The organism is Psychrobacter sp. AOP7-B1-24 (assembly GCF_052376215.1).
Lineage (GTDB): Bacteria > Pseudomonadota > Gammaproteobacteria > Pseudomonadales > Moraxellaceae > Psychrobacter.
In genome coordinates, this window is sequence record NZ_JBQSVL010000051.1 from 1 (window position 1) to 22684 (window position 22684).

Sequence of the window (22684 nt, forward strand, 5' to 3'; positions counted from 1 at the left end):
GACGATGTCTTTTTTGTGTGAGAACTTAAAGACTAACCGTTTGCTATTTTTTTGCCATCGTTTTATTCCCAATGTTCAACACGCCCTACTTATCATGGTAATTCATAAGGATAAAAAATGACTCAACAATATACCATCGCCGACTACTTGTTTGATCGTGTCGCAGAAGCGGGCGCCTCTGAGATATTTGGTGTACCTGGTGATTTTAATTTAACTTTTTTAGATAATATTCTTGCGTCTGATAAATTGCGCTGGATCGGTAATACCAATGAGCTAAATGCGGGTTATGCGGCTGACGGCTATGCTCGCGAGCGTGGCTTTGCTGCGATGGTGACGACGTTTGGTGTGGGGGAGCTGTCTGCGATTAATGCCACTGCAGGCTCTTTTGCTGAGTACGCACCTGTACTGCATATCGTGGGTGCACCAAGTACGGAAGTACAAGACTCAAAACGCCGTATTCATCATTCACTTGGTGATGGTGTATTTAACCATTTTATTAAGATGGTAGAGCCAGTGACGGTAGCACGAGCGCAGATTACACCAGAAAACGCCGCCTCAGAGATTGATCGTGTCATTCGTTTAATTCTTAAAAAGCACCGCCCAGGCTATATATTGCTGTCACCCGATGTGGCAAAAATGCCGATTTATCCACCAACGACTAAGCTCGATGATAGCCAAGAAGACATTACTAGCCAAGCAGCATTGGCAGATTTTAGACAAGCGCTCATAGATTTTTTGCCAAACAAAACCACGACGCTGATGGCAGATTTGATGGTACATCGTTTAGGACTGCAAAATCAGCTCAAAGCACTCATCGCTGATACGGATATTCCTTATACCACGCTGTCGTGGGGCAAAACGCTATTGGATGAACACAGCGAGCGCTGGGCAGGGACGTATGCGGGCGTGGCATCACGTCCTGTGGTCAAAGATGCGGTGGAAAACTGTGAATGTCTTATCAAAATTGGTGTGCAATATACCGATACCACGACCGCAGGGTTCAGCCAAGATATCAATGAAAAGGTGGTGGTAGATTTGCATTATGAGCGCGCCTCTATCAGTGGTCGGAATTTTGCACCGATTGCGCTAAAGGATGCTTTGCAAACCTTGCATGAAGTAATGACCTCAGGTATTACCATCGTGTCAAAACCGTTCTGTAGAGAAGTGAAGCCACACGAGCAAAACGGTAAAGATGATGAACCTATCAGACAAGATGATCTGTGGCATATCATTGCCGATTGCTTAGATGATAATAACTTGGTGTTTTCTGAACAAGGAACGGCTTATTTTGGTATCAGTGATGTACGCTTGCCACAGGGTGTTACCTCTTATGGTCAGCCCATGTGGGGATCGATTGGCTACACCTTGCCTGCCAGCCTAGGCGCAGCCATTGCCTCGCCAGATAAGCGCAGCGTTCTATTGGTTGGTGATGGCTCTGCGCTGCTAACAATCCAAGAAATAGCGGTGATGATTGAAGAGCGAATCAACCCAGTCATTGTGTTGATTAATAACGATGGCTATACCGTTGAGCGTGCGATTCATGGTGAGAATCAAGCCTATAATGATATCCCTAAATGCAATTGGCAGTTGATGCCACAAGCTTTTGGTGCCACGGATGAAAACAGCTTAATAATAAAAGTAGAAACAGCGGGTGAGTTAAAGGCCGCTCTTGAAAAAGCAGCCGTTACTACCGACAAGCTTGTGATGATAGAAGCCATTGCCGATAAGCACGATATTCCACCATTATTAGCGGACATTAGCGCAGCACTAAAGCCTTCTTGATATGATTAATCTTCTATAAAAGAGTGACTGAATGAACTTCCAAGTCCCTATTTGGTGCGATGCCAAATAGGGGTTTTTATATTTTATGATTTCTATTATTTATTCTGGGATATTTTGTTCTGTATGCTCATTATCGTGATAAATTAGGCGATTAATATGCGACAGGAAAGAGTAGCTCATGATTTGGCTAAAAATGCTTATTGGTGCTTTGATGGTATTGGCAATTCAATTATTTGCACAAACTCGATTTTTTTATTTGGCGGCGCTTGCACCACTTTTCCCCACTTTCACGTTAATCAGCCATTTTATTGTGGGTACTGAGCGTAACCCTGCTGATTTAAAGGTCGCCTTGATATTTAGTATGCTCGGCGTCATACCTCATCTTATCTATACTTTTGTGGTATTTTTTAGCATCGGCTACGTCAGCTTGTATAAAGCCTTGATGTTGGGTGTGGTGGCTTGGCTGATTGCTGCGGCTATTTTGGTCATTGCATGGCAGTACATACAAGCTTAAAGATATATTGTTAACCCTGTTTTGCCACTTGTATAACCATAAGAGCGTAGTCTATAAAAAATATTTATAGATAGTTTTTATAGACATGGTGGTAGATGTTATTCTTGATAACATCAAGACATACAGTTTAGGAGTAATAAGATTACAGATTGAATAACTTGAACCATAATATTGTCGCAACGATTTATCTTATCACCATTTATAAAAATAGGGCTTAAAAAAAGATGGATACCTTAAATATCCTATACCTTGTAGGAGCATTGTTAATTTTTGCCAGTATTATGGCAAGTACATTGTCAGCACGCTTAGGCGTTCCATTGTTGTTATTGTTTTTAATGGTGGGCATGTTGGCAGGCGAGCAGGGTATTTTGGGTATTGAATTTTCTCAATATGCGCTAGCCAATTTTGTCGGGCAGGCAGCCCTAGCTTGTATCTTGCTCGATGGTGGTTTGCGTACATCATTTAAATCGTTCCGAGTGGGTCTAAAACCAGCGATTACGCTCGCAACATGGGGTGTGCTAGCTACTGTTATGGTGCTGGGAGTATTCATCACTTGGTTGCTTGATGTTGATTGGCGTTTTGGTCTGCTGATGGCAGCCATCGTTGGTTCGACTGATGCAGCAGCGGTATTTTCTCTCTTACGAAATGGTGGTGTTAAGCTCAATGATAGGGTTCAGGCCACACTTGAGTTAGAGTCTGGTGGTAACGACCCATTGGCTATCTTATTAGTCACGGGTTTGATTGCGCTAAATGTTGATCCGGCAGGGCAGAGCGTACTTGGATTTTTGGGTTTGCTTTTACAGCAGTTAGGTGTTGGCTTGGGCATGGGTTTGCTCTTTGGTTATTTGCTATCACGATTATTACCAAAAGTGCATCTAGCCGAGGGTATGTATGCTATTTTGATATTGTCTGCTGGCTTGGCTGTTTTTGCCGCGACGAACCTGCTTGGCGGTAGTGGGTTTTTGGCGGTCTATCTCACAGGCGTGATGATTGGTAATCACAAGGTGCGATCGACCGAGCATGTCATGCGAGTAATGGATAGTTTTGCTTGGTTGTCCCAAGCGGTACTCTTTGTCGTTTTAGGACTCTTGGTCACACCATCGAACGTCATTAATGTTTGGCATTATTCGGTAGCAATTGCTGCCTTTATGATTTTTATTGCTCGTCCTATTGCTGTATATAGTAGTGTCAAACCATTTAAGTTCAAAGACCGAGAGATTGGGTTTATCTCTTGGGTTGGCTTACGTGGTGCAGTACCTATTACGCTTGCTATTTTACCTGTTATGGCAGGTATAGATAATGCGTTTATGTTGTTTGATATTGCTTTCGGCGTGGTGGTTTTATCGTTGATTTTGCAAGGTACAACCATTCCCATTATGGCAAATCTGTTTAAGGTACGCATTCCAACGAATAAAGACCCGAAAGAAGAACATGAAGTTTGGGTATCTGATAAAGCCAGTATTACGTTGTATGAGTTTGAAGTTCAATCAGGTGCTTTTGCTATCGGTCGGCATCCTTTGGAAATCTCTAAGCGCGTCAATCCTGATGAAATTCGAATTTTTGCGTTGGTACGTGGTCAGCAAATCGTTGTGGCGGATGAAGAGACTAAGTTGAAATTCGGTGATAGCGTTTGGTATGCGATGCGCGGAAATCATGCCAGTAAAATTGCTAAGATTTTTAATGACACAACGTTAAATCATAAAGCCATTGATGATTTTTATGGAGATTGGCTGCTATCACCCAGTGTGAAGCTTGGTGATTTGCCATTTTTTACTGGAGTAATGTCTTCCGAGTCTCTGGTAGATACTCTAAAGTATAAACCTGAAAACGGTGTCAAAAACATGTGGGAACAAACCGTAGCGGAGTATGTAAAGCAACGTTTGGATACGGCCCCCGTTTCTGGTGATACTGTCGTAATTAGCGATGAGTGGTCGTTAGTGATCAAAGAAGTCGATGACAAAGGAAGGTTGAGAACTATTGGTTTAAAGTACCAAGAACCCGTAGCAGCTACACCATAATTTTACCGTGCTATAGGACATATATGCATGTGTCCTATAGCAAATTCATCATTTTATTCAAAAAGTCAGCAACGTGTTTATGTTGGCTCTGTCGATACGCCCAATGGTGCTCGACGGCGTAACTGGCTTCCTCTCGCAGTAATACTTTCATTAATCCCATTTTTTCATAACGTGCTGCTAAATCGCGAGGCAAATACCCCACATGGTGACCAGCCAAAATCATCTGTGCGGTCGCTTCCATATGATACGTCGTGGCGCTTAGCGTTTTGGGACGTACATGATGGATGCTGACATCCGTAATATAGCCACGCTTTATCCATGGATAGTTTTGTTCTAAATCTTCCAGTGTCAAACCTTCTGAATTATAAAATAGCCGATGTTCGCGTCCGCAGCATACCATTTGTCTTTCTACGAATGCTGGCTTGAACGTCAGTAATGGCGGAAAGCTGCCAAAATAACCAACGCCAATATCACTTTCGTTGCTGAGCAGTTTCTCTAGCATGTTCTCAGGGCTTTGGACATCAATAGAAAAGTGTATCAATGGATTATTACGGTAACTGCTTGCAAGTCGTTGTCTAAGTACCTCATAAAAAAAATTGGGCATTTGATCGGTTAGGCACAGTCTAATATGCCCGCCGTGAACGGAGTCTAATTGCTGAATATAATGCAGCTGATGTTGAAAGTTGGCGACTGATTCCGTAAAGGCGATGCAAGCCTCATAAACTGCTGCGCCATCTTCTGTTAGCTTAAACCCTGCGCGACCACGATGGCATAATGTCATACCGAGACGATCTTCTAAGTGCGTCAAATGACCACTAATCACTGAGGGTGTGAGATTTAAGCGCGTCTGCGCCGCTGTCACCCCTTGACAGTCTACGATGGCCATAAAACTACGCAGAGTTTTTATGTCTATTTTTATCAACTCATCTAATATCAAAAATTAACCTCCAATAACTATCTTTTTTAATAAATACTCTATTCAACAAACTTCTGCTAATAACGTATAAGTCTACTTTACTACGAAAATTTAGAAGTTTGCTTCTGAATTTTACCATGGTTTAGCACCTTGTATTTAGGTATTGTCAAAGGCATGTAGCAAATTGTGTATTTTAACTAACAGGTAATAAAGAGGTAATTTATGAGTTTTAATCAGCCACTAAGCGGTAACGAGATGCCAAGATTTGGCGGTTTCGCTTCTATGATGCGCCTGCCAACTCAAGCCGATGCCGAAGGGTTAGATGTAGCGTTTGTTGGCGTACCACTAGATATTGGCGCATCCAACCGTAGCGGTGCAAGATTGGGTCCTAGACAGATTCGTGATGAGTCAAGAATGATTCGTCCCTACAATGTAGCGACTCGTGCTGCACCTTTTGAATCATTACAAGTCGCTGATATCGGTGATGTGCCAATCAACACGTTTAACCTACTAAAAAGCGTTGATATTATCGAAAAATTCTATACCGATAAAATCGTCAAACATGGCGCGATTCCTTTGACACTAGGCGGAGACCATACCATTGCACTGCCTATTCTGCGCGCACTTGCCAAAAAACACGGCCCTGTCGGCATGGTGCATATCGATGCTCATGCTGATATCAACGATGATATGTTTGGCGAAAAAATCGCTCACGGCACACCGTTTCGCCGTGCTGTCGAAGAAAACCTCATCGATGGTAACCGTGTGGTTCAGATTGGCCTCCGCGGGACAGGCTATAGCGCTGAAGAGTTCGACTGGTCAACAGAGCAGGGCTTTCGTGTTATCCCTGCTGAAGAGTGCTGGTACAAATCATTGGCCCCATTGATGGCAGAAGTGCGTGAAAAATTAGGCGATGGTCCTGTTTATTTAAGTTTCGATATTGATGGGATTGACCCTGCATTTGCACCGGGTACTGGTACTGCTGAGATCGGCGGTCTGACGTCTACACAAGGTATCGAAATCATTCGTGGTATGCGCGGTCTAGACGTGGTGGGCGGTGATTTGGTCGAAGTATCGCCACCTTACGACCCATTTGGTAACACCTCTGTACTGGCTGCGAACTTATTGTTTGAGATGCTATGTATCCTACCGGGTGTACGCTATGACGATAAGGTCAAAGCTGTGTATTAATAGCGATATTTCATAATAGCAACTTCCCATAATGAACATCACATGGCAATCGGTTATCGGTAGCTACTAGCTGTTTAGGTTTGGCGCATAGGATAGCTGTCTTAGTAAAAGATATGAGTGGATAGTCGCAACGTTATCAGTGTCACCAGTGCATTTGGTTTGTTGGTATTAATATAACTTGGTTAAGGAAAGTCATAATGAGCAAGCCCTCTTCGTTTTTTGGTCAAGATACGCTGTCTCCAAGCAATAATGGACACAGTTTAAGCTCATTCGGTACATTTGCATTGTGGTTCGGTGCCAATATCGTCGTGACGACTATTCTAACTGGGATGTTATTGGTACCTGACTTACGGTTTAGCACTGCCATCACAACCGTTTTAATCGGTTCATTAATTGGGGCGATTCCACTGCTGTTGGTTGGTCTAATGGGGCAGCGTACTGGCTTACCCTCAATGGCACTGACGCGTAGAGCTTATGGGCCGCTCGGTAGCCAGTTAATCTCATTGGTGAATATGTGTGTGCTGATTGCATGGAGCTGTATTCAGGCTTTGCTGGCCGGCATGAGTCTTGACTATGCTGTTGAAGCAACGACTGGCTATAGCAATCTGCCATTATTTGTTATTTTGTGTGAGACGGTGGTTGTACTTATTGTGCTGCGTGGTCACCTTGGTATTGAGCTAGTCGAACGCTGGGCCGCATTGGCTATGGCTGGACTCACTGTTGTGGTGCTTTATCAGCTCAATCAGCATTACGATGTCTCAACTCTGTTTGAGATGCCTGTTGAGTCGCGTAATGGCATTACGTTAGGCATTGCCTTTGATATTGTCATTGCTACTGCATTTTCTTGGATGTCTTCAGCAGCTGATTACAACCGAAATTGTAAGACGTCAAAAATCGCAGTATGGGGCACTTACTTTGGTTATATCGTGGCGGCCATCGTTGCCATGGGTCTGGGTGCTACGATATCAGGACTTTCTATTCTAAACGGTATAGAACAGACTTACGATCCGACTCGTTTGCTTGCTGACTTTGGTTTCGGTCTACCTGCAGCCTTGGTTATTTTCTTCTCAGTCATGACCACCAATGTTATGGCGGTTTATAGTGCTACGCTATCTTGTATGAACATTGCACCCAATATGAGCTTTTGGAAACCTGCGCTTATCATTGGTTTAGTTACTATCTTTGGTGCACTAATACCAGGTATTTTGGACCAGTTCCAAAATTTCTTATTGATTGTTGGTGCACTGTTTATCCCTGCGTTCTCAGTCATGATTGTTGATTACTATCTTGTCGGTCAAGAAGGCTATACGGCAAAGCTGCTTGATTCTACTAAGCAATTAGGCCGTCCTACTGCAAAGATTGCTATCGTGGCCTACATAATGGGTGCCGCGCTCGCCGCATACTGGACTTTGATAGCGCCCCCATCTTTTGGTGCTTCATTACCTGTCTTTATTATTACTGGTGGTCTCTACTGGCTAGGTGCAACTTTGTTTACTCGTTCTAGTAATGCTATCAGTTCTGTTCAAAAGGAGACTTCATTGTGAGATTGATGGTTGCTCAAACCAATCCTTTTTTAGGGGAGACTGCTACTAACTTAGAAGCACTGGAGTCACTCTGTCGCCTAGCAGTAGAGGCTAAAGTAGACTTGCTAGCCCTGCCAGAGTTGGCATTCACAGGTTACAACATCTTTGAGCGCCTTGATGGTCTGGCTGAAGCGATCGATGGTTCAATTGTCACTGAAGCAGCGAGACTTGCTGATAGATATAACTTGCATCTATTGTTTGGTCTCGCTGAGCGCCAGTCTAATGGTGAGTTAAGCAACTCTGCCATACTGCTAGATGACAATGGAAAACACCTTGCGACTTATAACAAGCGTCATTTATGGGATCGTGAAAACGAGTTCTTTACAGCAGGTAAAAAATCCTGCGTGGTTGACACTCGATTCGGAAAATTAGGGTTGATGATTTGCTACGATAATGAGTTCCCAGAGGTGGCAAGAGAACTGGCACAAGCAGGGGCAGAAATCATACTGTCACCTACAGCAAATATGCTACCAAATACTGAGCGGCAGGTACTACAAATCCGTGCTCGGGCAATGGACAATCAATGTTTTGTTGCTTGTATTAATCGGTCCGGCGTAGAAGAAACGCTGCATTACTGTGGCAATAGTATCGTTGCAGGTCCTGATGGTGAGGTGCTTGGCCAGCTTGGCTTAGCCGCAGGCAGTATGATAGTAGATATCGATCTCGCCCGTATCGATGAGAGTCGCTCGCACCAAGACTATCTTAAAGATTTGCGTGTTCTCAAAGGTACTCATGTCTTTAATGGAGCAGAATCATGAGTGAGCAGTCATTACCTCGAATTAAGCCAGAAAATTGGTATCGAACCACCACGCTCAGTGATGGAATCACACTTATTGATGAGCCATGGATTAAACCGTTTTTCCGCTGCAATCTATGGCATGTACGGGGTAGCGAACGCGATTTATTAGTAGATTTTGGCTTAGGTGCTGTACCATTGCGCCGCCACGTTGCGTTGCTCGCGGATCGCGATATCTTTGGTGTTGCCAGTCATACTCATTTTGACCATATTGGCGCGGCAAACGAGTTTGAGTGCTGCCATGTACATGCTGCTGAAGCTCATATTCTCGCTGAGCCAGACAATGCTCGCACCTTAGCTGACATGTTTGTCAACGATGAAATGTTTGATGCACTGCCTCCTGAGCCTTATGCCCATTGCGGCTATAGAATCGCTGCACCAGCGAAAATCATGCAGCTTGAAGATGGAGACATGATTGATTTGGGCAATCGTCAATTTGAAGTGATTCATACGCCTGGTCACTCTCCCGGTGGTATTGCTTTGTGGGAAGCGGCTAGCGAAACGCTTATCTCTGGTGACCTCATCTATGACGGCCCACTGATTGAAGATACGTGGCACAGCAATATGTCTGATTATGCCAAGAGTATGCGGCGCTTAAATGCACTACCTGTACGTGTGGTTCATGGTGGTCATTTCCCCAGTTTTTCAGGCAAGCGCTTGAATATCATGATTGATGATTGGTTACGGCACCATCAGTTGTGATTGATGGCATTTAAAAACATTTAAAACAAACTGCTAGCTAAGATAAAGAGCATAGCTTAATACTTATTATATTTTTCAGGATGAAATCTCCATGACCCAATTGACGCAAACGCCTTCTTCTTTGTCTGATACTTCATCACTGACCTGCGGTGAGCTATTGGTGCAGTGGCTAGAATATTATGGGGTAGAGACCGTTTTTGGTATTCCTGGTGTACATACGGTAGAGCTGTATCGCGGTCTGCCTAATACCAGTATTCGTCATGTAACACCACGTCATGAGCAAGGTGCTGGGTTTATGGCCGATGGCTACTACCGTGCCTCTGGCAAGATTGGTGTGTGTTTTATTATCACTGGCCCCGGCATGACCAATATCATGACGGCGATGGCACAGGCGCTGGCTGATTCTATACCGATGCTAGTGATATCTAGTGTCAATAAAGTCAAAGATACGGGCAGCGGTGAAGGGCATTTGCATGAAATGCATGATCAGCAAGGCATGGTCAGTAAAGTTGCACTCACTAGTAAGACTATTTGGCAGCCAGAAGCGCTACCGAAAGTCATTGCAGAAGCTTTTGCTTTATTTAATGGTGCGCGTCCGGGGCCAGTTCATATTCAGCTGCCTATCGATATCATCACCGCTGATGCCAGTCATGTTACTAAGCCACCCGTAAAAGCTCATGCAGACACGCTAACGCTACCACAAGTCACAAGACCATTGCCGAATCCTACGCAATTAGACCTCGTTGTACAGTCATTAAAAACCGCTAAAAACCCTGTAATACTTTATGGGGGCGGCTGTGTCGATGTCGATCAAGATGCAAAGCGATTGGCAGAGCTGATAGATGCGCCAACGTTTTTGACGATTAATGCTAAGGGCTTGCTGCCACCTGGTCATCCATTAAGTTTGGGTAGCAACCAGTCATTAGACGCAGGCCGAGCAGTCATTACAGAGGCAGATTGGGTGCTAGCGATTGGTACAGAGCTTGGCGAGACTGACTATGATGTATTCTTTAATGGTGGATTTAAAATAAACGGCACGCTAGTACGTATCGACTGTGATGCCCAGCAACTGCAGCGTCCATTTAGAGCGGATATCGCGGTGTTGTCCGACGCGCAGATGGCGATTAGTGGCTTATGTAGCCGCCTAAAAGGTCAGACATTTGATCATCAAGCACTGTCACGTGTCAATGAGGCAAAAAAAGCCATCTTAAAGGATGTAACGACAGACTTTGCGGGTCAAAATGCATTACTAAAGCTAATTAGAAATGAAGTAAAAGACGTCATTTTCGTTGGTGATTCAACGCAGCCTGTCTATAGCGGTAACCTTGGTCTTGAAGCCTTGGCAACGCGTAAATGGTTTAACTCCTCAACGGGTTTTGGCACATTAGGCTATGGTTTGCCTGCTGCTATCGGGGCTATGGTTGGAACAAATCTACCTGTTGTCAGTTTAATGGGTGATGGCGGTATTCAATTTACGATTGCTGAGCTTATCTGCGCAGCCGAGCTTGAGCTACCATTGATCGTTTTGCTATGGAACAACCAAGGCTACGGTGAGATTCGTCGTTATATGGAAGAGGGTGGTTTACCACTGATTGGCGTCAATATCAAAACGCCAAACTTTGAGCCACTAGCGGCAGGGTTTGGGGCTGGCTATCGTAGAATCACCGATAAGCAGCAATTGCTAGAGGCTTTGCAACAAGATATCAACGGCAAGCAGCCGGTTATCTATGAGATTGATGAGGCAGATGATTTTCTAAAGGAGATGGCTGAGACGGTGACTTATTTTAGTTAACAGTAATACTGGCGCTAATGCTACAGATAATAACGAGACTGATAGTCACAGTTCTAAAAAACGATAAAAAAATGACAAACGCTGGGTACGTAAGGAAGCACGTTCATGAGGCCAAATGCGAGAGAAATGTCAGAAAATAGACATGAGCAAATACCACGTTTGTTGACGGACCTTGCTGCTGTCGTTGGTATAACCAACGTATTGACAAAACCTAGCCAGCAGCAATCTTATGTGCAAGGTGCAATTGAGGCTGTCACAGATGCTACCGTAGCAGTTGTGATACCTCATTCTCTTGTGGCACTGTGGCGCGTCCTGAATATTTGTGCAGCTTTTGATGTGATTATCATTGCTCAAGCAGCCAACACGGGACTCACAGGTGGCTCAACTCCGAATGGAGATTATGATAGACCACTAGTAGTGATTTCTATGCAGTTCTTGGGTGGCGTACATTTACTTAACGATGCAGCAGAGCTGGTTGCTTTGCCAGCCGCGACTCTTCAGCAATTAGAATACAAGCTTGCGCCACTAGGACGTGAGCCGCATTCAGTACTGGGCTCTAGTTGTGTTGGCGCATCGGTGATTGGCGGTATTTGTAATAGCTCAGGTGGGATGTTGGTGCAGCGCGGCCCTGCTTATACTGAGATGGCATTATTTGCCAGACGCAATAGCTCAGGAGCGTTTGAATTAATCAATCACTTGGGACTGGATTTGGGTACGCATCCAGAGCAAATGCTAGCGAACCTACAAGCTGGTACGTTTAGCCAAGCGTCAGATAGCATGACCGCTAGTAAAGCCTGTACCAACCATTATTATCAACACAAAGTTCGTGATTGTGAGGCACAGACACCTGCTAGATTTAACAACGACCTCAACGGTTTGTATGAGGCGTCTGGCTCAGCTGGCAAGGTCATTGTATTTGCGGTGAGAGTAGCGACCTTTGCCAAACCTCAGCAAGAGAAAACGTTTTATATCTCAACCAACGACGCTGATACCTTAACCACACTCAGAAAACAATGGTTAAAAAGTGAGCTAAACCTGCCTATCTTGGCTGAGTATATGCATAAAAACTATAACGACATCACAATGGATTATGGGCGTGACACTTGTCTAAGTATGCGAAAGCTTTCCGCCAGCAAGATAGGGTCGCTGTATCGGCTGCAAGCAAAGATTGACTATTACCTGGATAAATGGCATCTCCCAAAGACACTGCCAGATCGGATACTGCAATTATCAGCTAGGTTTATGCCACCGTCATTACCAGCTACTTTGACTGCGCAAGCGCGCTCATATAAATACCATTTGATTATAAAAGTCGCAGATTATGTTGATCCGGATTCTAATAAAAATGATGACAGCAATATCGCCGCTGCGCAGGATTTTTTGCAAAATTATATGCAGCAATATCAAGGTACGCTGCATGTATGTACAGAATCTGAATCGCAATCATTGTTAGTATTTCGCAGTGCCGCGACCGCTGCCATGTTTCGCTATCATAATTTAAATCAAGACAAGTTTGGCGAGCTGCTATCGACTGATATTGCTCTACCTAGAAATGCAGTAGATTGGGACGAGACTCTACCTGAATACTTACAAAACCAAGTCAGTAAAACGTTTTATTTGGGGCATTTTTTCTGTCATGTCATGCACCAAGATTATTTATTGAAACCTAACATCAATGCCAAGCAATTCAAGGATGAGCTGCTGAAATTTTATGACCAACGTCATATCGAATATCCTGCTGAGCACAATGTGGGCCATGTATATACCGCCAAACCTGCATTACATTCTTTTTATAAAAAACTGGATCCAACCAATTCGCTTAACCCCGGTATTGGTCAGACAGAAAAACGGAAAAACTGGCAATCATCGCCCATTGAGGAGAAGTGAAATGACAAACCATATGGATAAATCGCAGCAGCCGATTTTAGGAAATAACACTGTCGATCCAGAGACTCCAAAAGCCGCTCAATGGCGAGCAGCAATGTGGAAATTTTTGTTATTTTCAGCATTGGGTATCGCGTTATTCATCATACCGTTTCAGTGGGATGGTAAAGTCACGATTTTATTGGGTGTATTGACCGATACGTTGCAAGCTGTACTAGGCGGGTTCGTGGTTTATATTGCCATGGCGATTGTGACCATCTCTGCTTTGGGGGCGCTGGCAGTAAAGGTGCTAAAACCCAATCTACATGAAGACTCATTGGTAAAAAACCTCTTTGATGTTGATTGGTTTTGGTTGACCACGCGATTCTTAGGTATGCTGTTTGTTTGGATGATTTTCCTGCAAGTTGGACCTGAGTTTATTATTAATCGTAATACAGGTGGCGTCATATTCGAGGATTTGATTCCTATTCTGATTCCGTTATTTTTCTTTGCCATTTTATCGCTACCATTTTTGACTGACTTTGGTTTGATGGAGTTTTTGGGTACCTTAGCCAGCAAAGTATTTATCAAACTTTTCAAGCTCCCAGGTCGCTCTGCTGTCGATGCGATGTCTTCTTGGTTTGGTGCTGCGTCTATCGGTTTACTAGTTACTATGCAGCAGTATGATAAGAGCTTCTACAGCCAGCGTGAAGCCGCCATTATCGCGACTACGTTTTCCGTGACTTCCATCGCCTTTACTTATGTAGTTGCCAAAACCATCGGTGTGGACAACAATTTTGTCTATTTCTACCTGACCATCGCGCTAACAGGCTTTATCGCTGCGATCATTATGCCGCGCATACCGCCATTATCGCTAAAACCTGACACCTACCACGCTGGCAAAAGCATGCTAGATGAGGGCATTCCTGCTGAATATACAACGTACCAATGGGCAGTTAACCGTGCCGTCACTCGGGCGCACTCTATGCCAAGCTTGGGTTATGTGTTTAAACGTAGCGTACACAATCTGTTTGATATCTACTTTGGACTGATTCCTGTTATCTTTGCCATCGGTACCATTGGTCTTGGTTTAGCAGAATACACGCCAGTCTTTAATTGGTTGGCGACACCACTTGTACCATTGCTTGAATGGTTACAGATTCCAGAGGCGGCAAAAGCAGCTCCTGCTATGATTATGGGTTTTGCAGATATGTACTTGCCAGCATTGGTTGGCAAAAGTATCGAAAGTGAAATGACACGATTTATCGTTGGTGCTGCTTCAATCACTCAGATTATCTATATGTCTGAAGTGGGTGCGCTGATTTTGAAGTCAAACATTAAGCTAAATGTGTTAGAGCTATTTTTAATCTTTATGCTTCGTACGCTGATTAGCTTAGTAGTCATTACCTCAGTGGCACATTTACTGTATTAGTGGCGAGTCTAACAACAATATGCAAGTGGTCGGTTTTTCTGTAGTCAGCTAAACCGATCATTTCGTCAATCATATTACATATAAACAATTTGATCAAAAATACAAGGCGGTTGACCATTATGGAAATGCTGAACGCTACAGACTTAACCAGAGAAACTGCGCGACAAACGGCTCAAAACGAAGTTGTACTCAATGCCGCTTATATCAATGGTGACTGGGTTACGATTGAAGCACCTGTGACTGACAGTAATAACGCAAGCTTTGATAATACAAATAACCATGCCTTGTATGATCCAAATTCAGGTGAAATCATTGCAACGACGCGCTTATGCACCAGTGCTCATGTAGAGCAGGCAGTTGCAGTGGCTAATGAAGCGTTTGCTGGCTGGTCACAGACTAGCGTAGGTGAGCGTGCACACTATCTAAATGCGATTGCAGACTCTATGGATCAGCAATTCGATAAGTTGGTTGGGTTGTCCGTATTAAATAACGGCAAGCCAATTGAAGAAGCAAAGATAGACGTAGGGGACGCCATTGCCTGCTATCGCTACTATGCCAATCTCATCACAGATCAGGCAACATGGTCTGAGGTATCAACGCTTGAGTCAGGTATTCGTTTGTTAAAGACATACGCGCCAGTGGGTATTTGTGCGCTGATTACCCCTTGGAATTTCCCAATGGTAACGACTGCTTGGAAGCTGGCACCTGCGCTAGCGGCAGGTTGTACGGTGCTACTAAAACCCTCTGAGGTGACACTATTACCAGAGCTTATGCTAGGTAATATCTTGTCTGAGATTGACTTGCCAAAAGGAGTGGTCAATATTTTGCCGGGTGCTGCTAAAGTAGGTACCGCTATGACCAGTCACCCACTGATTGACAAAGTGTCTTTTACTGGCAGTAATATAGTCGGTGAAAAGGTCATGGTCCAAGCAGCAAAAGGTATCAAAGACATTAGCCTAGAGCTGGGTGGTAAGTCTGCCATCGTAGTATGCACAGATGCCGATATTGATTACGCTTGTGATTTAATCATCGGCGGTATTTTTACCAATGCAGGTCAGATATGCTCGGCCACGTCGCGTTTGGTTGTCCATCAAAATATCGCTGAGCAGCTTTTTGACGCATTAAAAGTCAAAACAGAAAGTTTGCAGATTGGTGACGGTTTTGCGACAGATACGCAAATGGGTCCATTAGTAAGCGAGCAGCAACTGAACCAAGTTCAGAAATTCTTTGATATTGCGACAGCTGAAAATTTGGATTGCTTAACTGGCGGTGAGTTATTACAGGCATCCGGCTATTTTGTAAAGCCAACCGTCTATACAAATGTGCCAACGACCAGTCAGTTATGGATGGAAGAAGTGTTTGGCCCTGTATTAGTCAGTACAACCTTTGCTAATGATGCAGAAGCTATTCGCCTAGCCAATGACAGTAAGTTTGCTCTAGCAGCAACCATTGTGAGCGCCGATGAGACGGCCGCACTTGAGATGGCATTACAAATAAAAGCAGGGCATATCTGGGTTAACGAGCAACAAATCGTACTGCCAGAAGCAGGCTGGGGTGGGTTTAAACAAAGTGGTATCGGACGCGAATTGGGTAGGGATGGTTTGTCTGCTTATCAGAAAAGTAAGCATATATTATTACCTTATTAGGGCCTGATTAAAAATTTGGATTTTTATTGCGTAAAGTAACTTTACTAGACTAGAGTCACCATTCGAGATAAAATTGAGCAATCATTCAAATTTATTGCTGTGGCTATGTTTATATAAGCCACAGATTATGTAATGGAAAAGTTATGTCACGTACCGCACTTTATAATCGTCATGATTCCTTAGAACGCGCGTTAAAACTTTTTTGGCAAAAGGGCTTTCACGCGACCTCTTTAAAAGACATAGAAGGGGCGCTAGACATGCGTCCAGGTAGTATTTATGCCGCATTTGGTAGCAAGGATGGGTTGTTTCAGGAAGCCTTAGACTACTATGCCCGCTCAGGATTGACTGAGCTTGAACGCATATTAAGTAAAGAGCCGACGCCTTTATTAGGACTGGCTGCTTACTTGCGTCAGCTTGGTGGTATTCGTGATAAGGAGTTACCGAGTCGCGCCTGTATGCTGGTCAAAAGTCTATTAGAATTGGGCGCTCGTGAGCAGGCAGCATTAGCAAAGGTTGAGATGCTACTGGCTGGTATGGAGACCCGTTTTATCGGTTATTTCACCGAAGCACAGCGATTAGGTGAGATGGATAGCGAGTTGGATGCGACTAGGTTAGGTCGTCGTTTGCAAGCAGAAGTAATGGGGTTACGTGCTTTTGCCCAGCGCGATGTCGAGAGTGCAGCGGTACATGCATTGGCAGAAGATATGGCGTTGTCCATAGAAGATTTGCGTATTGATAGACCTGTCGAAGCATAAGTTTTACTATAGTCAAATCCATATAAATTTGCTACATCGTCATCCTCGCTAAGCCTACTAATGTATAACTTGCACTCGGTTTCCTTGTATCAAAACTAGTTGAATTCAACTATATTAAAAAAAGGGTTGTAGAGGAACTGTATAGTCTCGGGCTATACAATTCCTCTACAACCCTTAGCTTTTCTAAAACTTTTAGCTTTGAAGACGCAACCATTAATTAGACATCAATCAGATGATTTAGTCTGGCATATCAGCCAACTGCTGCAAAATGCTCTTATAGTTCTCAATACCTTGAGCACCGCTGATTAGATGACGCTCATTAAAAACCATAGAAGGCACGCTTTGAATGCCTTGTTGCTGCCAGTGTTGTTTTTCTTTTTCTACGGCTGCAGCAAATCGCTGGTCTGCTAAGACCGCTAACGCTTCGTCACGATTCAAGCCAACTTCTGCCGCAACATCGGCAAGCACACTATGATCTGATATATTTTGATTATTGACGAAGTGTGCGACGAACAATGCTTGCTTTAGCTCGTGCATACGTTCTTGCTGATGGGCCCAATGTAGCAACTGATGCGTATTAAAAGTATTGTAAGTACGAAAGTCATCGGTAAACTGAAAATGAAAACCAGCTTCTGAACCTACTTCCGCCATTCTAGCTCGGTTCTCTTGGATGTCCTCAGCAGTCGTACCGTACTTCTCCATGATATGCTCACGATAGTTTCGTCCTTCGTGCGGCGTATTAGGATTTAACTCAAATGGATGCCAGTGAATCTCGTGCGGAGTGTTGGTTTGTTTTAATGCCTCGGCTAGTTGACTATAGCCAATAGCGCACCAAGGGCAGACCACGTCTGACACGATATCTATTCGTAATGGCTTTTCTGAATCACTCATAGCGGCTCCTTATTGTGTGCTTATATAAATTGTCTTTTTCTATATTATATATAGGAAGCTATCCTAAATTAGACAATCTAGGACAGCCCTTTATCTTTTTATACAATTAAGCGACTTTCATTAGTCAGCTTTGTGCCATTCAAAACTTTGGAAAGGCTTGTCAATTGGCGTGTTTGCCAAATGGTTAGTGTAGTTACTCATAACTTTTTGCGCAGCGGCAAGTATGACTTCTAGTATTTGACGTTTGGTAAAGCCTGCATCTAAAAATGCTTGTACTTCACCGTCATCAACATTACCACGATCACGAACGACAGACAGGGTAAAGTCACGTAGTGCTTCTAGTTTTGCCGTTGGTAGTGGCGTCTCATTACGTAATGCTTCAGTAATCGCATCATCTACTTTCATGCTTTTTGCGATACCTGTATGTGCAGGGACGCAGTAATGGCACTCATGTTCTACGTTGATGGTTTGCCATACAACAGTGGTTTCTTCATCATCAAAACTGCTGTCTAAAAACAGTTGATGTAGCTGTTGGTAACCTTCGAGTAAGCCAGGCGCTTCAGCCATCACTGCATGTAGATTCGGAATCATACCAAAGGCATTGATAGAGTTGTCTAGTAATAATTGGCTTGCTTCTGGTGCGCTCTCTTTATTATGTAAAGTAAAGTCAGTCATATTAAAACCTTTTAATCATTATTAATAAATTATTGTAGAGTAAGTGTGCAAGCGACTTGAGAACCAAATATTTATTTGAGCGAACACTCATATTAAATAAACGGTATTTGCTTGAGTCGCTTAACAACTGCAACCACTATAAATCATTTTGAGCACTCGTTCAAATTATATTTGAGTGAACGCTCAAGTTATTTGTAAATTTGGTTTACATTGTGAGTGGATACCTAAAATGGTAAGTACCAAAGCGTTTATAGATAAGGGTTTGTCATAATCAGATATATTGGAGAAAGCTTAGGGCGTGTTTGATCTTTCACAAATAGGCACTGCTGATTGCTAAAATTGTTCCAGACAAGGCGCAAAGCGACGATAATGCAAATGCCGTAGCTAGATTTGCAACGCAGTATGGTGCAGTTTTAGCATCAGCCGTAGGGACAGGACTCTTTTTTGCCGCTCCATTGCTAAAAATAGACGCTTAGAAAGACTAAACTTACTATTTTTACCTTAGAATCGCCTAAAAAATAGTCTCTGTCAGTGCTATGGTTGAATATCAAACACGCCCTAACCATACCTAAAAAAATATGCAGACATGGTTGCTGGCTTGAATGTTCTTGGCTTGATGACTGTTAGCTTGAATGTTTCTGCCTTGATGGTTTATTTACTTTTAGAAATTTTCCCTTTGGGAGGTTTGTCTTTGAATGGCATGATGAGTAAATTCCATAACGAGGCATTTTGTTCGGGTAGAGGGTATTCTTTTAGACCAATATCTAATTCGCTATCAGATTTCTGGGCTTCACTCTTATAGCTACCAAACAGCTTGTCCCACCAAATCACACTAAAACCATAGTTTGAATTGGTCTCGCTTACGCGTTTACTGTGGTGGATGCGATGCAAAATTTGGGTCATTAATATTAAGCGCAATGGTTTTTCGATAGCAGGTACTAGGCGAATATTGGCATGATTAAACATGGCAAGTCCATTTAGAACAATTTCAAAAATTAATACGGCGATGGCAGGTATGCCTAATAAGCTAACAGCAATGAACTTGACGACGATGCTCAGTAAAATTTCAATAGGGTGAAATCTCAGCCCTGTACTGGTATCAATGTGCGCATCGGCATGGTGTACTCGATGCAAACGCCATAGAATAGGGACGCGATGAAACAGTCGATGCTGCCAATAGATAACGATGTCGAGCAGCAGTAAGCTCAATATAATAACCACAATACTGGGCAACTCGATGATATTGAATAAGCCGATACCCTGCTGTTGGTTATATAGCGCCGCAGCTGTCAGGCCGATAGGTACGGCCAACCGTGTGACAATAGAAGCCGCAACCACCAAGCTAAAGTTAGCAAACCAGCGCTTGCTACTCTTGATCGGGGATTTACGTGCGGGCATGCGCCACTCAAGCAACATCATTATGACTAACACGCCAAAAAAAACGCCCAGTCTCCACCATACTTCATTTGTCATTGGTTAACTCTTTTGTTGATATACGTATTTTAAATCCTTTTAAATAAATGACGATATTCAGCTTTTATGAATATCCGCTTCTAGTTGTTTCAGGGTGTGGTAGCCACCATGAATGCGGGTGAAAACAGTGACGGCGCAAGCAGTCGCAAAAATGCTAGCGAGTACAGAAAAATGCTGCGGCCACAGACAAAATGCTACAAATATTGCGATGGTCTCGGTGCCTTCAGTCAGACCATTTAGATAATAGAAGCTTTTGTATTTGAACTGCGGCTTATCCAAATTGAACTTTTCCGCGGCAATGGCAAATGCCAAAAAGCTAGAGCCAGTACCAATAAACGTAGCCAGTAATATAGCCCCTGCAATGGCATTTTGTTCAGGATTTGCCAAAATAAAGCCAAGCGGTATGGCGGCATAAAACAAAAAATCCAAGGTAATATCTAAATAACCACCAGCGCTAGAGCTTTGCTTAGCATAGCGAGCGAGTGCGCCATCAAGCCCATCAAAAACACGGTTTACCGCAATGGCTGCGAGCGCCGCATACCAAAACTTAAGCGCAATTAACGGTAATGCCAGCATCCCAATCAAAAATCCTAGCATCGTCAGCTGGTCTGGCGTGACACCTCGTTTGTGTAGTACGGCAACCACAGCGTTCAGCATAGGTTTTATAACGGGCGTGATAAACTTGTCGAGCATGCGAGAGGCCTTTTGTAAGTCGCTTTAATGTCTAGGGCGTGTCATCATTCATCGAAAGTGATAATACGCCTTAAGATAATCAGGTTAAATGAATGACTTTGCCACCTGCTGCTTCAGCGTCACTATGATCATGGGTCACCATAATGGCAGGAAGTTTAAAGGTGCGAATCTGATCAAACACCAGTTGACGCGTATCGACTCTAAGTTGGGTATCTAGCTTGCTAAAAGGCTCATCCAGTAGTATCGCTTTTGGCTCACTAAGTAGCGTACGCAGTAGGGCGATTCGTGCTTGCTGCCCACCTGATAAATTATCAGGATGGCGCTTACCCATACCTGCTAATCCAACTTGCTCTAGTGCCTGCTCGATTTTCTCTTGCCGCTGTTTTTTATTGCCTTTTGGCATAGCAAAAGCAATATTACCTGCGACGGATAAGTGCGAAAACAGCAAAGGGTCTTGATACAGCACGCCAATATGGCGTAGATGTGGCGGTAGGCTGCACACGTTTTCATCATTCAACCACGCTTCACCTGTGGAGTGAAAGCCACTGGGTAAAGTACCTGTGAGCCAGTTTAAAAAGCTTGATTTGCCACTACCAGATGGCCCCATCACTGTGAGTATGTCACCACCAAAAATCTGCTCATCGATGCTCAGTAGACGCGTATCTTCCCGATATAGTTCTAAGTTTTTTATTTGTAAAGATGATGACATCAAAACCCCTTTATTTATATGGTCATTATTGGCTGGTTTAGGGCGTATTAATGAGTGTTGTTTGCACCACTTTTAAAAATATATTTTGGCAGCAGGCTTGCTAGCATAAACCCGATCAGTGGTAGCAACATTTGAATAATGGCATACACTGCACTGGTGCGTCTACTGGCGCCGTTTGCGAGGGCCACCGCTTCTGTGGTAATGGTGGCGATACGTCCACCACCTGCCAACAATGTCGGCAAGTACTGACCAAAGCTTATCGCCAAACCCAGTGCAACGGCAATTAATATAGGTGTAAACAGCTGTGGTAGTTTTACCTGTAAAAATACTTTTAGCGGCGTGGCACCTAGGCTAGCAGCCACGCGAGCAAAGCGTGGATCTAAGCGCCGATAGCTGCTGGACAGTGACAAAAACACATAAGGCAGCACAAACAGTAAGTGCGTAAAGGCCACATTAAAAAATGCTGCTTGGTTATTGGCCAGTTGCTGTAGCCAGACTAAGCCAAATAGAAACGCGATACTCGGCACCAATAAAGGTAAGTAAATGATTAAACTGGTAAAGCCAGAGAGCCGTTTCGCACTCAGTTGCTCAGCCTCTAAACACAGTAAAGTGAGTACAATGGCAGATACGGTGCTCACAAAACCGATAGAGATGGTATTAAAGAGAGGCGTACTCATTTGCATAAAGGCGCTGTGGAAATGCAATAAGACAAACTGCTCTGGCAATGCTGCGGGGAAGCGCCAAAATCCAGCAACAGACCACATAGCCAGACCAATAAGCGACATAAACATAAAACCAATCACGATAACGGTCAAAGCTGCCGTGACTTTTTGCCATATCGCATCCGCATGATGGCGCGTACCATTGATCAGCGAGCCACTACACATTACTTTTATCAGCTTTTCAGCGCCCAGCCATAATCCGATTAGCCCAATGGTCAGAACAAGCTGTAATAGTGCACCTGCCGAGGCTTTGATACGCATGTTCAGATCGACATCATTGAACCATTGCATGATGGTAACGGCAAGCGTTGGCGGTGTGTTTGGCCCTAGGATAAGCGGCATCTCTACGCTAGCACTGGCATAGGCCAATACCGCTAGAATAGGCAAACGTAGCAACGGATAGAGTAGGGGCAATACAGCTTTAAAAAAGGCAGTTACGGGGTAATAACCTAGATTGATAGCGACTTTATATTGTTGACGTAGCTTTTTGCCGAGATCTGGTTGGGCCAATGCACCTAAGGCAATTAATAA

At 43.8% G+C, this 22684-nt stretch carries 19 protein-coding genes; 12 read left to right on the forward strand and 7 right to left on the reverse strand.

Annotated elements, in window-relative coordinates; translation table 11 throughout:
• The first annotated feature begins 117 nt into the window (after positions 1-117).
• From ACT3QP_RS10385 to ACT3QP_RS10395, 3 genes are all read left to right on the forward strand, one after another.
• On the forward strand, positions 118-1782 hold the full coding sequence (locus ACT3QP_RS10385) for an alpha-keto acid decarboxylase family protein (protein ID WP_444525432.1): 1665 nt from the start codon (positions 118-120) through the stop codon (positions 1780-1782).
• A gap of 178 nt (positions 1783-1960) precedes the next feature.
• Positions 1961-2296 (forward strand): GlpM family protein, encoded by a 336-nt coding sequence (locus ACT3QP_RS10390; RefSeq protein WP_444525433.1) that lies wholly within the window; start codon positions 1961-1963, stop codon positions 2294-2296.
• Between the two features lie 224 nt (positions 2297-2520).
• Positions 2521-4314, forward strand: a complete 1794-nt coding sequence (locus ACT3QP_RS10395; RefSeq protein WP_444525434.1) for a potassium/proton antiporter — start codon at positions 2521-2523, stop codon at positions 4312-4314.
• 34 nt (positions 4315-4348) lie between these two features.
• On the opposite strand, the gene ACT3QP_RS10400 is transcribed toward ACT3QP_RS10395, so the two are convergent.
• Positions 4349-5251 (reverse strand): LysR family transcriptional regulator, encoded by a 903-nt coding sequence (locus ACT3QP_RS10400; protein ID WP_442074781.1) that lies wholly within the window; start codon positions 5249-5251, stop codon positions 4349-4351.
• 201 nt (positions 5252-5452) lie between these two features.
• Between ACT3QP_RS10400 and speB the strand changes: the two genes are divergently transcribed.
• The 9 genes from speB (at position 5453) to ACT3QP_RS10445 (ending at position 16990) form a co-directional block, all read left to right on the forward strand.
• The gene (speB, locus tag ACT3QP_RS10405; RefSeq protein ID WP_444525435.1) at positions 5453-6421 is read left to right on the forward strand and encodes an agmatinase; all 969 of its coding nucleotides are present in this window, start codon (positions 5453-5455) and stop codon (positions 6419-6421) included.
• 197 nt (positions 6422-6618) lie between these two features.
• On the forward strand, positions 6619-7965 hold the full coding sequence (locus ACT3QP_RS10410) for a purine-cytosine permease family protein (protein ID WP_444525436.1): 1347 nt from the start codon (positions 6619-6621) through the stop codon (positions 7963-7965).
• 5 nt (positions 7966-7970) lie between these two features.
• Complete coding sequence (locus tag ACT3QP_RS10415; RefSeq protein ID WP_444525449.1) at positions 7971-8762, forward strand: carbon-nitrogen hydrolase family protein; 792 nt, start codon at positions 7971-7973, stop codon at positions 8760-8762.
• Entirely contained in the window at positions 8759-9502 is a 744-nt protein-coding gene (locus tag ACT3QP_RS10420) for an MBL fold metallo-hydrolase (RefSeq protein WP_444525437.1), read from the forward strand. Before ACT3QP_RS10415 ends, ACT3QP_RS10420 begins: the two co-directional genes overlap by 4 nt.
• Before the next feature lie 91 nt (positions 9503-9593).
• Positions 9594-11294, forward strand: coding sequence for a 5-guanidino-2-oxopentanoate decarboxylase (locus ACT3QP_RS10425; RefSeq protein ID WP_444525438.1), 1701 nt, complete (start codon positions 9594-9596; stop codon positions 11292-11294).
• Positions 11295-11420: 126 nt separating this feature from the next.
• Positions 11421-13181, forward strand: a complete 1761-nt coding sequence (gene dld, locus ACT3QP_RS10430; protein WP_444525439.1) for a D-lactate dehydrogenase — start codon at positions 11421-11423, stop codon at positions 13179-13181.
• A gap of 1 nt (position 13182) precedes the next feature.
• Positions 13183-14589, forward strand: coding sequence for a YjiH family protein (locus ACT3QP_RS10435; RefSeq protein ID WP_444525440.1), 1407 nt, complete (start codon positions 13183-13185; stop codon positions 14587-14589).
• Positions 14590-14708: 119 nt separating this feature from the next.
• A complete protein-coding gene (locus tag ACT3QP_RS10440; RefSeq protein WP_444525441.1) occupies positions 14709-16235 on the forward strand; it encodes an aldehyde dehydrogenase family protein in 1527 nt (508 codons plus the stop codon).
• Between the two features lie 143 nt (positions 16236-16378).
• Positions 16379-16990 (forward strand): TetR/AcrR family transcriptional regulator, encoded by a 612-nt coding sequence (locus tag ACT3QP_RS10445; RefSeq protein WP_444525442.1) that lies wholly within the window; start codon positions 16379-16381, stop codon positions 16988-16990.
• A gap of 237 nt (positions 16991-17227) precedes the next feature.
• On the opposite strand, the gene ACT3QP_RS10450 is transcribed toward ACT3QP_RS10445, so the two are convergent.
• From ACT3QP_RS10450 to ACT3QP_RS10475, 6 genes are all read right to left on the reverse strand, one after another.
• Positions 17228-17881 (reverse strand): DsbA family oxidoreductase, encoded by a 654-nt coding sequence (locus ACT3QP_RS10450; protein ID WP_444525443.1) that lies wholly within the window; start codon positions 17879-17881, stop codon positions 17228-17230.
• A 120-nt stretch (positions 17882-18001) separates the two neighbouring features.
• Positions 18002-18556: a carboxymuconolactone decarboxylase family protein gene (locus ACT3QP_RS10455; protein WP_444525444.1), complete on the reverse strand. Its 555-nt coding sequence runs from the start codon at positions 18554-18556 to the stop codon at positions 18002-18004.
• 651 nt (positions 18557-19207) lie between these two features.
• A complete protein-coding gene (locus tag ACT3QP_RS10460) occupies positions 19208-20029 on the reverse strand; it encodes a sterol desaturase family protein (RefSeq protein ID WP_444525445.1) in 822 nt (273 codons plus the stop codon).
• A 57-nt stretch (positions 20030-20086) separates the two neighbouring features.
• Positions 20087-20722, reverse strand: coding sequence for a CDP-alcohol phosphatidyltransferase family protein (locus tag ACT3QP_RS10465; RefSeq protein ID WP_444525446.1), 636 nt, complete (start codon positions 20720-20722; stop codon positions 20087-20089).
• Between the two features lie 79 nt (positions 20723-20801).
• On the reverse strand, positions 20802-21431 hold the full coding sequence (locus ACT3QP_RS10470) for an ATP-binding cassette domain-containing protein (protein WP_444525447.1): 630 nt from the start codon (positions 21429-21431) through the stop codon (positions 20802-20804).
• A 47-nt stretch (positions 21432-21478) separates the two neighbouring features.
• A partial coding sequence (locus tag ACT3QP_RS10475; RefSeq protein ID WP_444525448.1) for an ABC transporter permease occupies positions 21479-22684 on the reverse strand: 1206 nt, incomplete at its 5' end.

Excerpts from the sequence above, each read along its gene's own strand:
- ACT3QP_RS10455 (WP_444525444.1), bottom strand. The coding sequence starts at position 18,556 with ATGACTGACTTTACTTTACATAATAAAGAGAGCGCACCAGAAGCAAGC.
- ACT3QP_RS10385 (WP_444525432.1), top strand. The coding sequence starts at position 118 with ATGACTCAACAATATACCATCGCCGACTACTTGTTTGATCGTGTCGCA.
- ACT3QP_RS10465 (WP_444525446.1), bottom strand. The coding sequence starts at position 20,722 with ATGCTCGACAAGTTTATCACGCCCGTTATAAAACCTATGCTGAACGCT.
- ACT3QP_RS10420 (WP_444525437.1), top strand. The coding sequence starts at position 8,759 with ATGAGTGAGCAGTCATTACCTCGAATTAAGCCAGAAAATTGGTATCGA.
- ACT3QP_RS10425 (WP_444525438.1), top strand. The coding sequence starts at position 9,594 with ATGACCCAATTGACGCAAACGCCTTCTTCTTTGTCTGATACTTCATCA.
- ACT3QP_RS10410 (WP_444525436.1), top strand. The coding sequence starts at position 6,619 with ATGAGCAAGCCCTCTTCGTTTTTTGGTCAAGATACGCTGTCTCCAAGC.
- ACT3QP_RS10470 (WP_444525447.1), bottom strand. The coding sequence starts at position 21,431 with ATGTCATCATCTTTACAAATAAAAAACTTAGAACTATATCGGGAAGAT.
- ACT3QP_RS10395 (WP_444525434.1), top strand. The coding sequence starts at position 2,521 with ATGGATACCTTAAATATCCTATACCTTGTAGGAGCATTGTTAATTTTT.
- ACT3QP_RS10435 (WP_444525440.1), top strand. The coding sequence starts at position 13,183 with ATGACAAACCATATGGATAAATCGCAGCAGCCGATTTTAGGAAATAAC.
- ACT3QP_RS10460 (WP_444525445.1), bottom strand. The coding sequence starts at position 20,029 with ATGACAAATGAAGTATGGTGGAGACTGGGCGTTTTTTTTGGCGTGTTA.
- ACT3QP_RS10445 (WP_444525442.1), top strand. The coding sequence starts at position 16,379 with ATGTCACGTACCGCACTTTATAATCGTCATGATTCCTTAGAACGCGCG.
- dld (WP_444525439.1), top strand. The coding sequence starts at position 11,421 with ATGTCAGAAAATAGACATGAGCAAATACCACGTTTGTTGACGGACCTT.
- ACT3QP_RS10440 (WP_444525441.1), top strand. The coding sequence starts at position 14,709 with ATGGAAATGCTGAACGCTACAGACTTAACCAGAGAAACTGCGCGACAA.
- speB (WP_444525435.1), top strand. The coding sequence starts at position 5,453 with ATGAGTTTTAATCAGCCACTAAGCGGTAACGAGATGCCAAGATTTGGC.
- ACT3QP_RS10450 (WP_444525443.1), bottom strand. The coding sequence starts at position 17,881 with ATGAGTGATTCAGAAAAGCCATTACGAATAGATATCGTGTCAGACGTG.
- ACT3QP_RS10390 (WP_444525433.1), top strand. The coding sequence starts at position 1,961 with ATGATTTGGCTAAAAATGCTTATTGGTGCTTTGATGGTATTGGCAATT.
- ACT3QP_RS10415 (WP_444525449.1), top strand. The coding sequence starts at position 7,971 with ATGGTTGCTCAAACCAATCCTTTTTTAGGGGAGACTGCTACTAACTTA.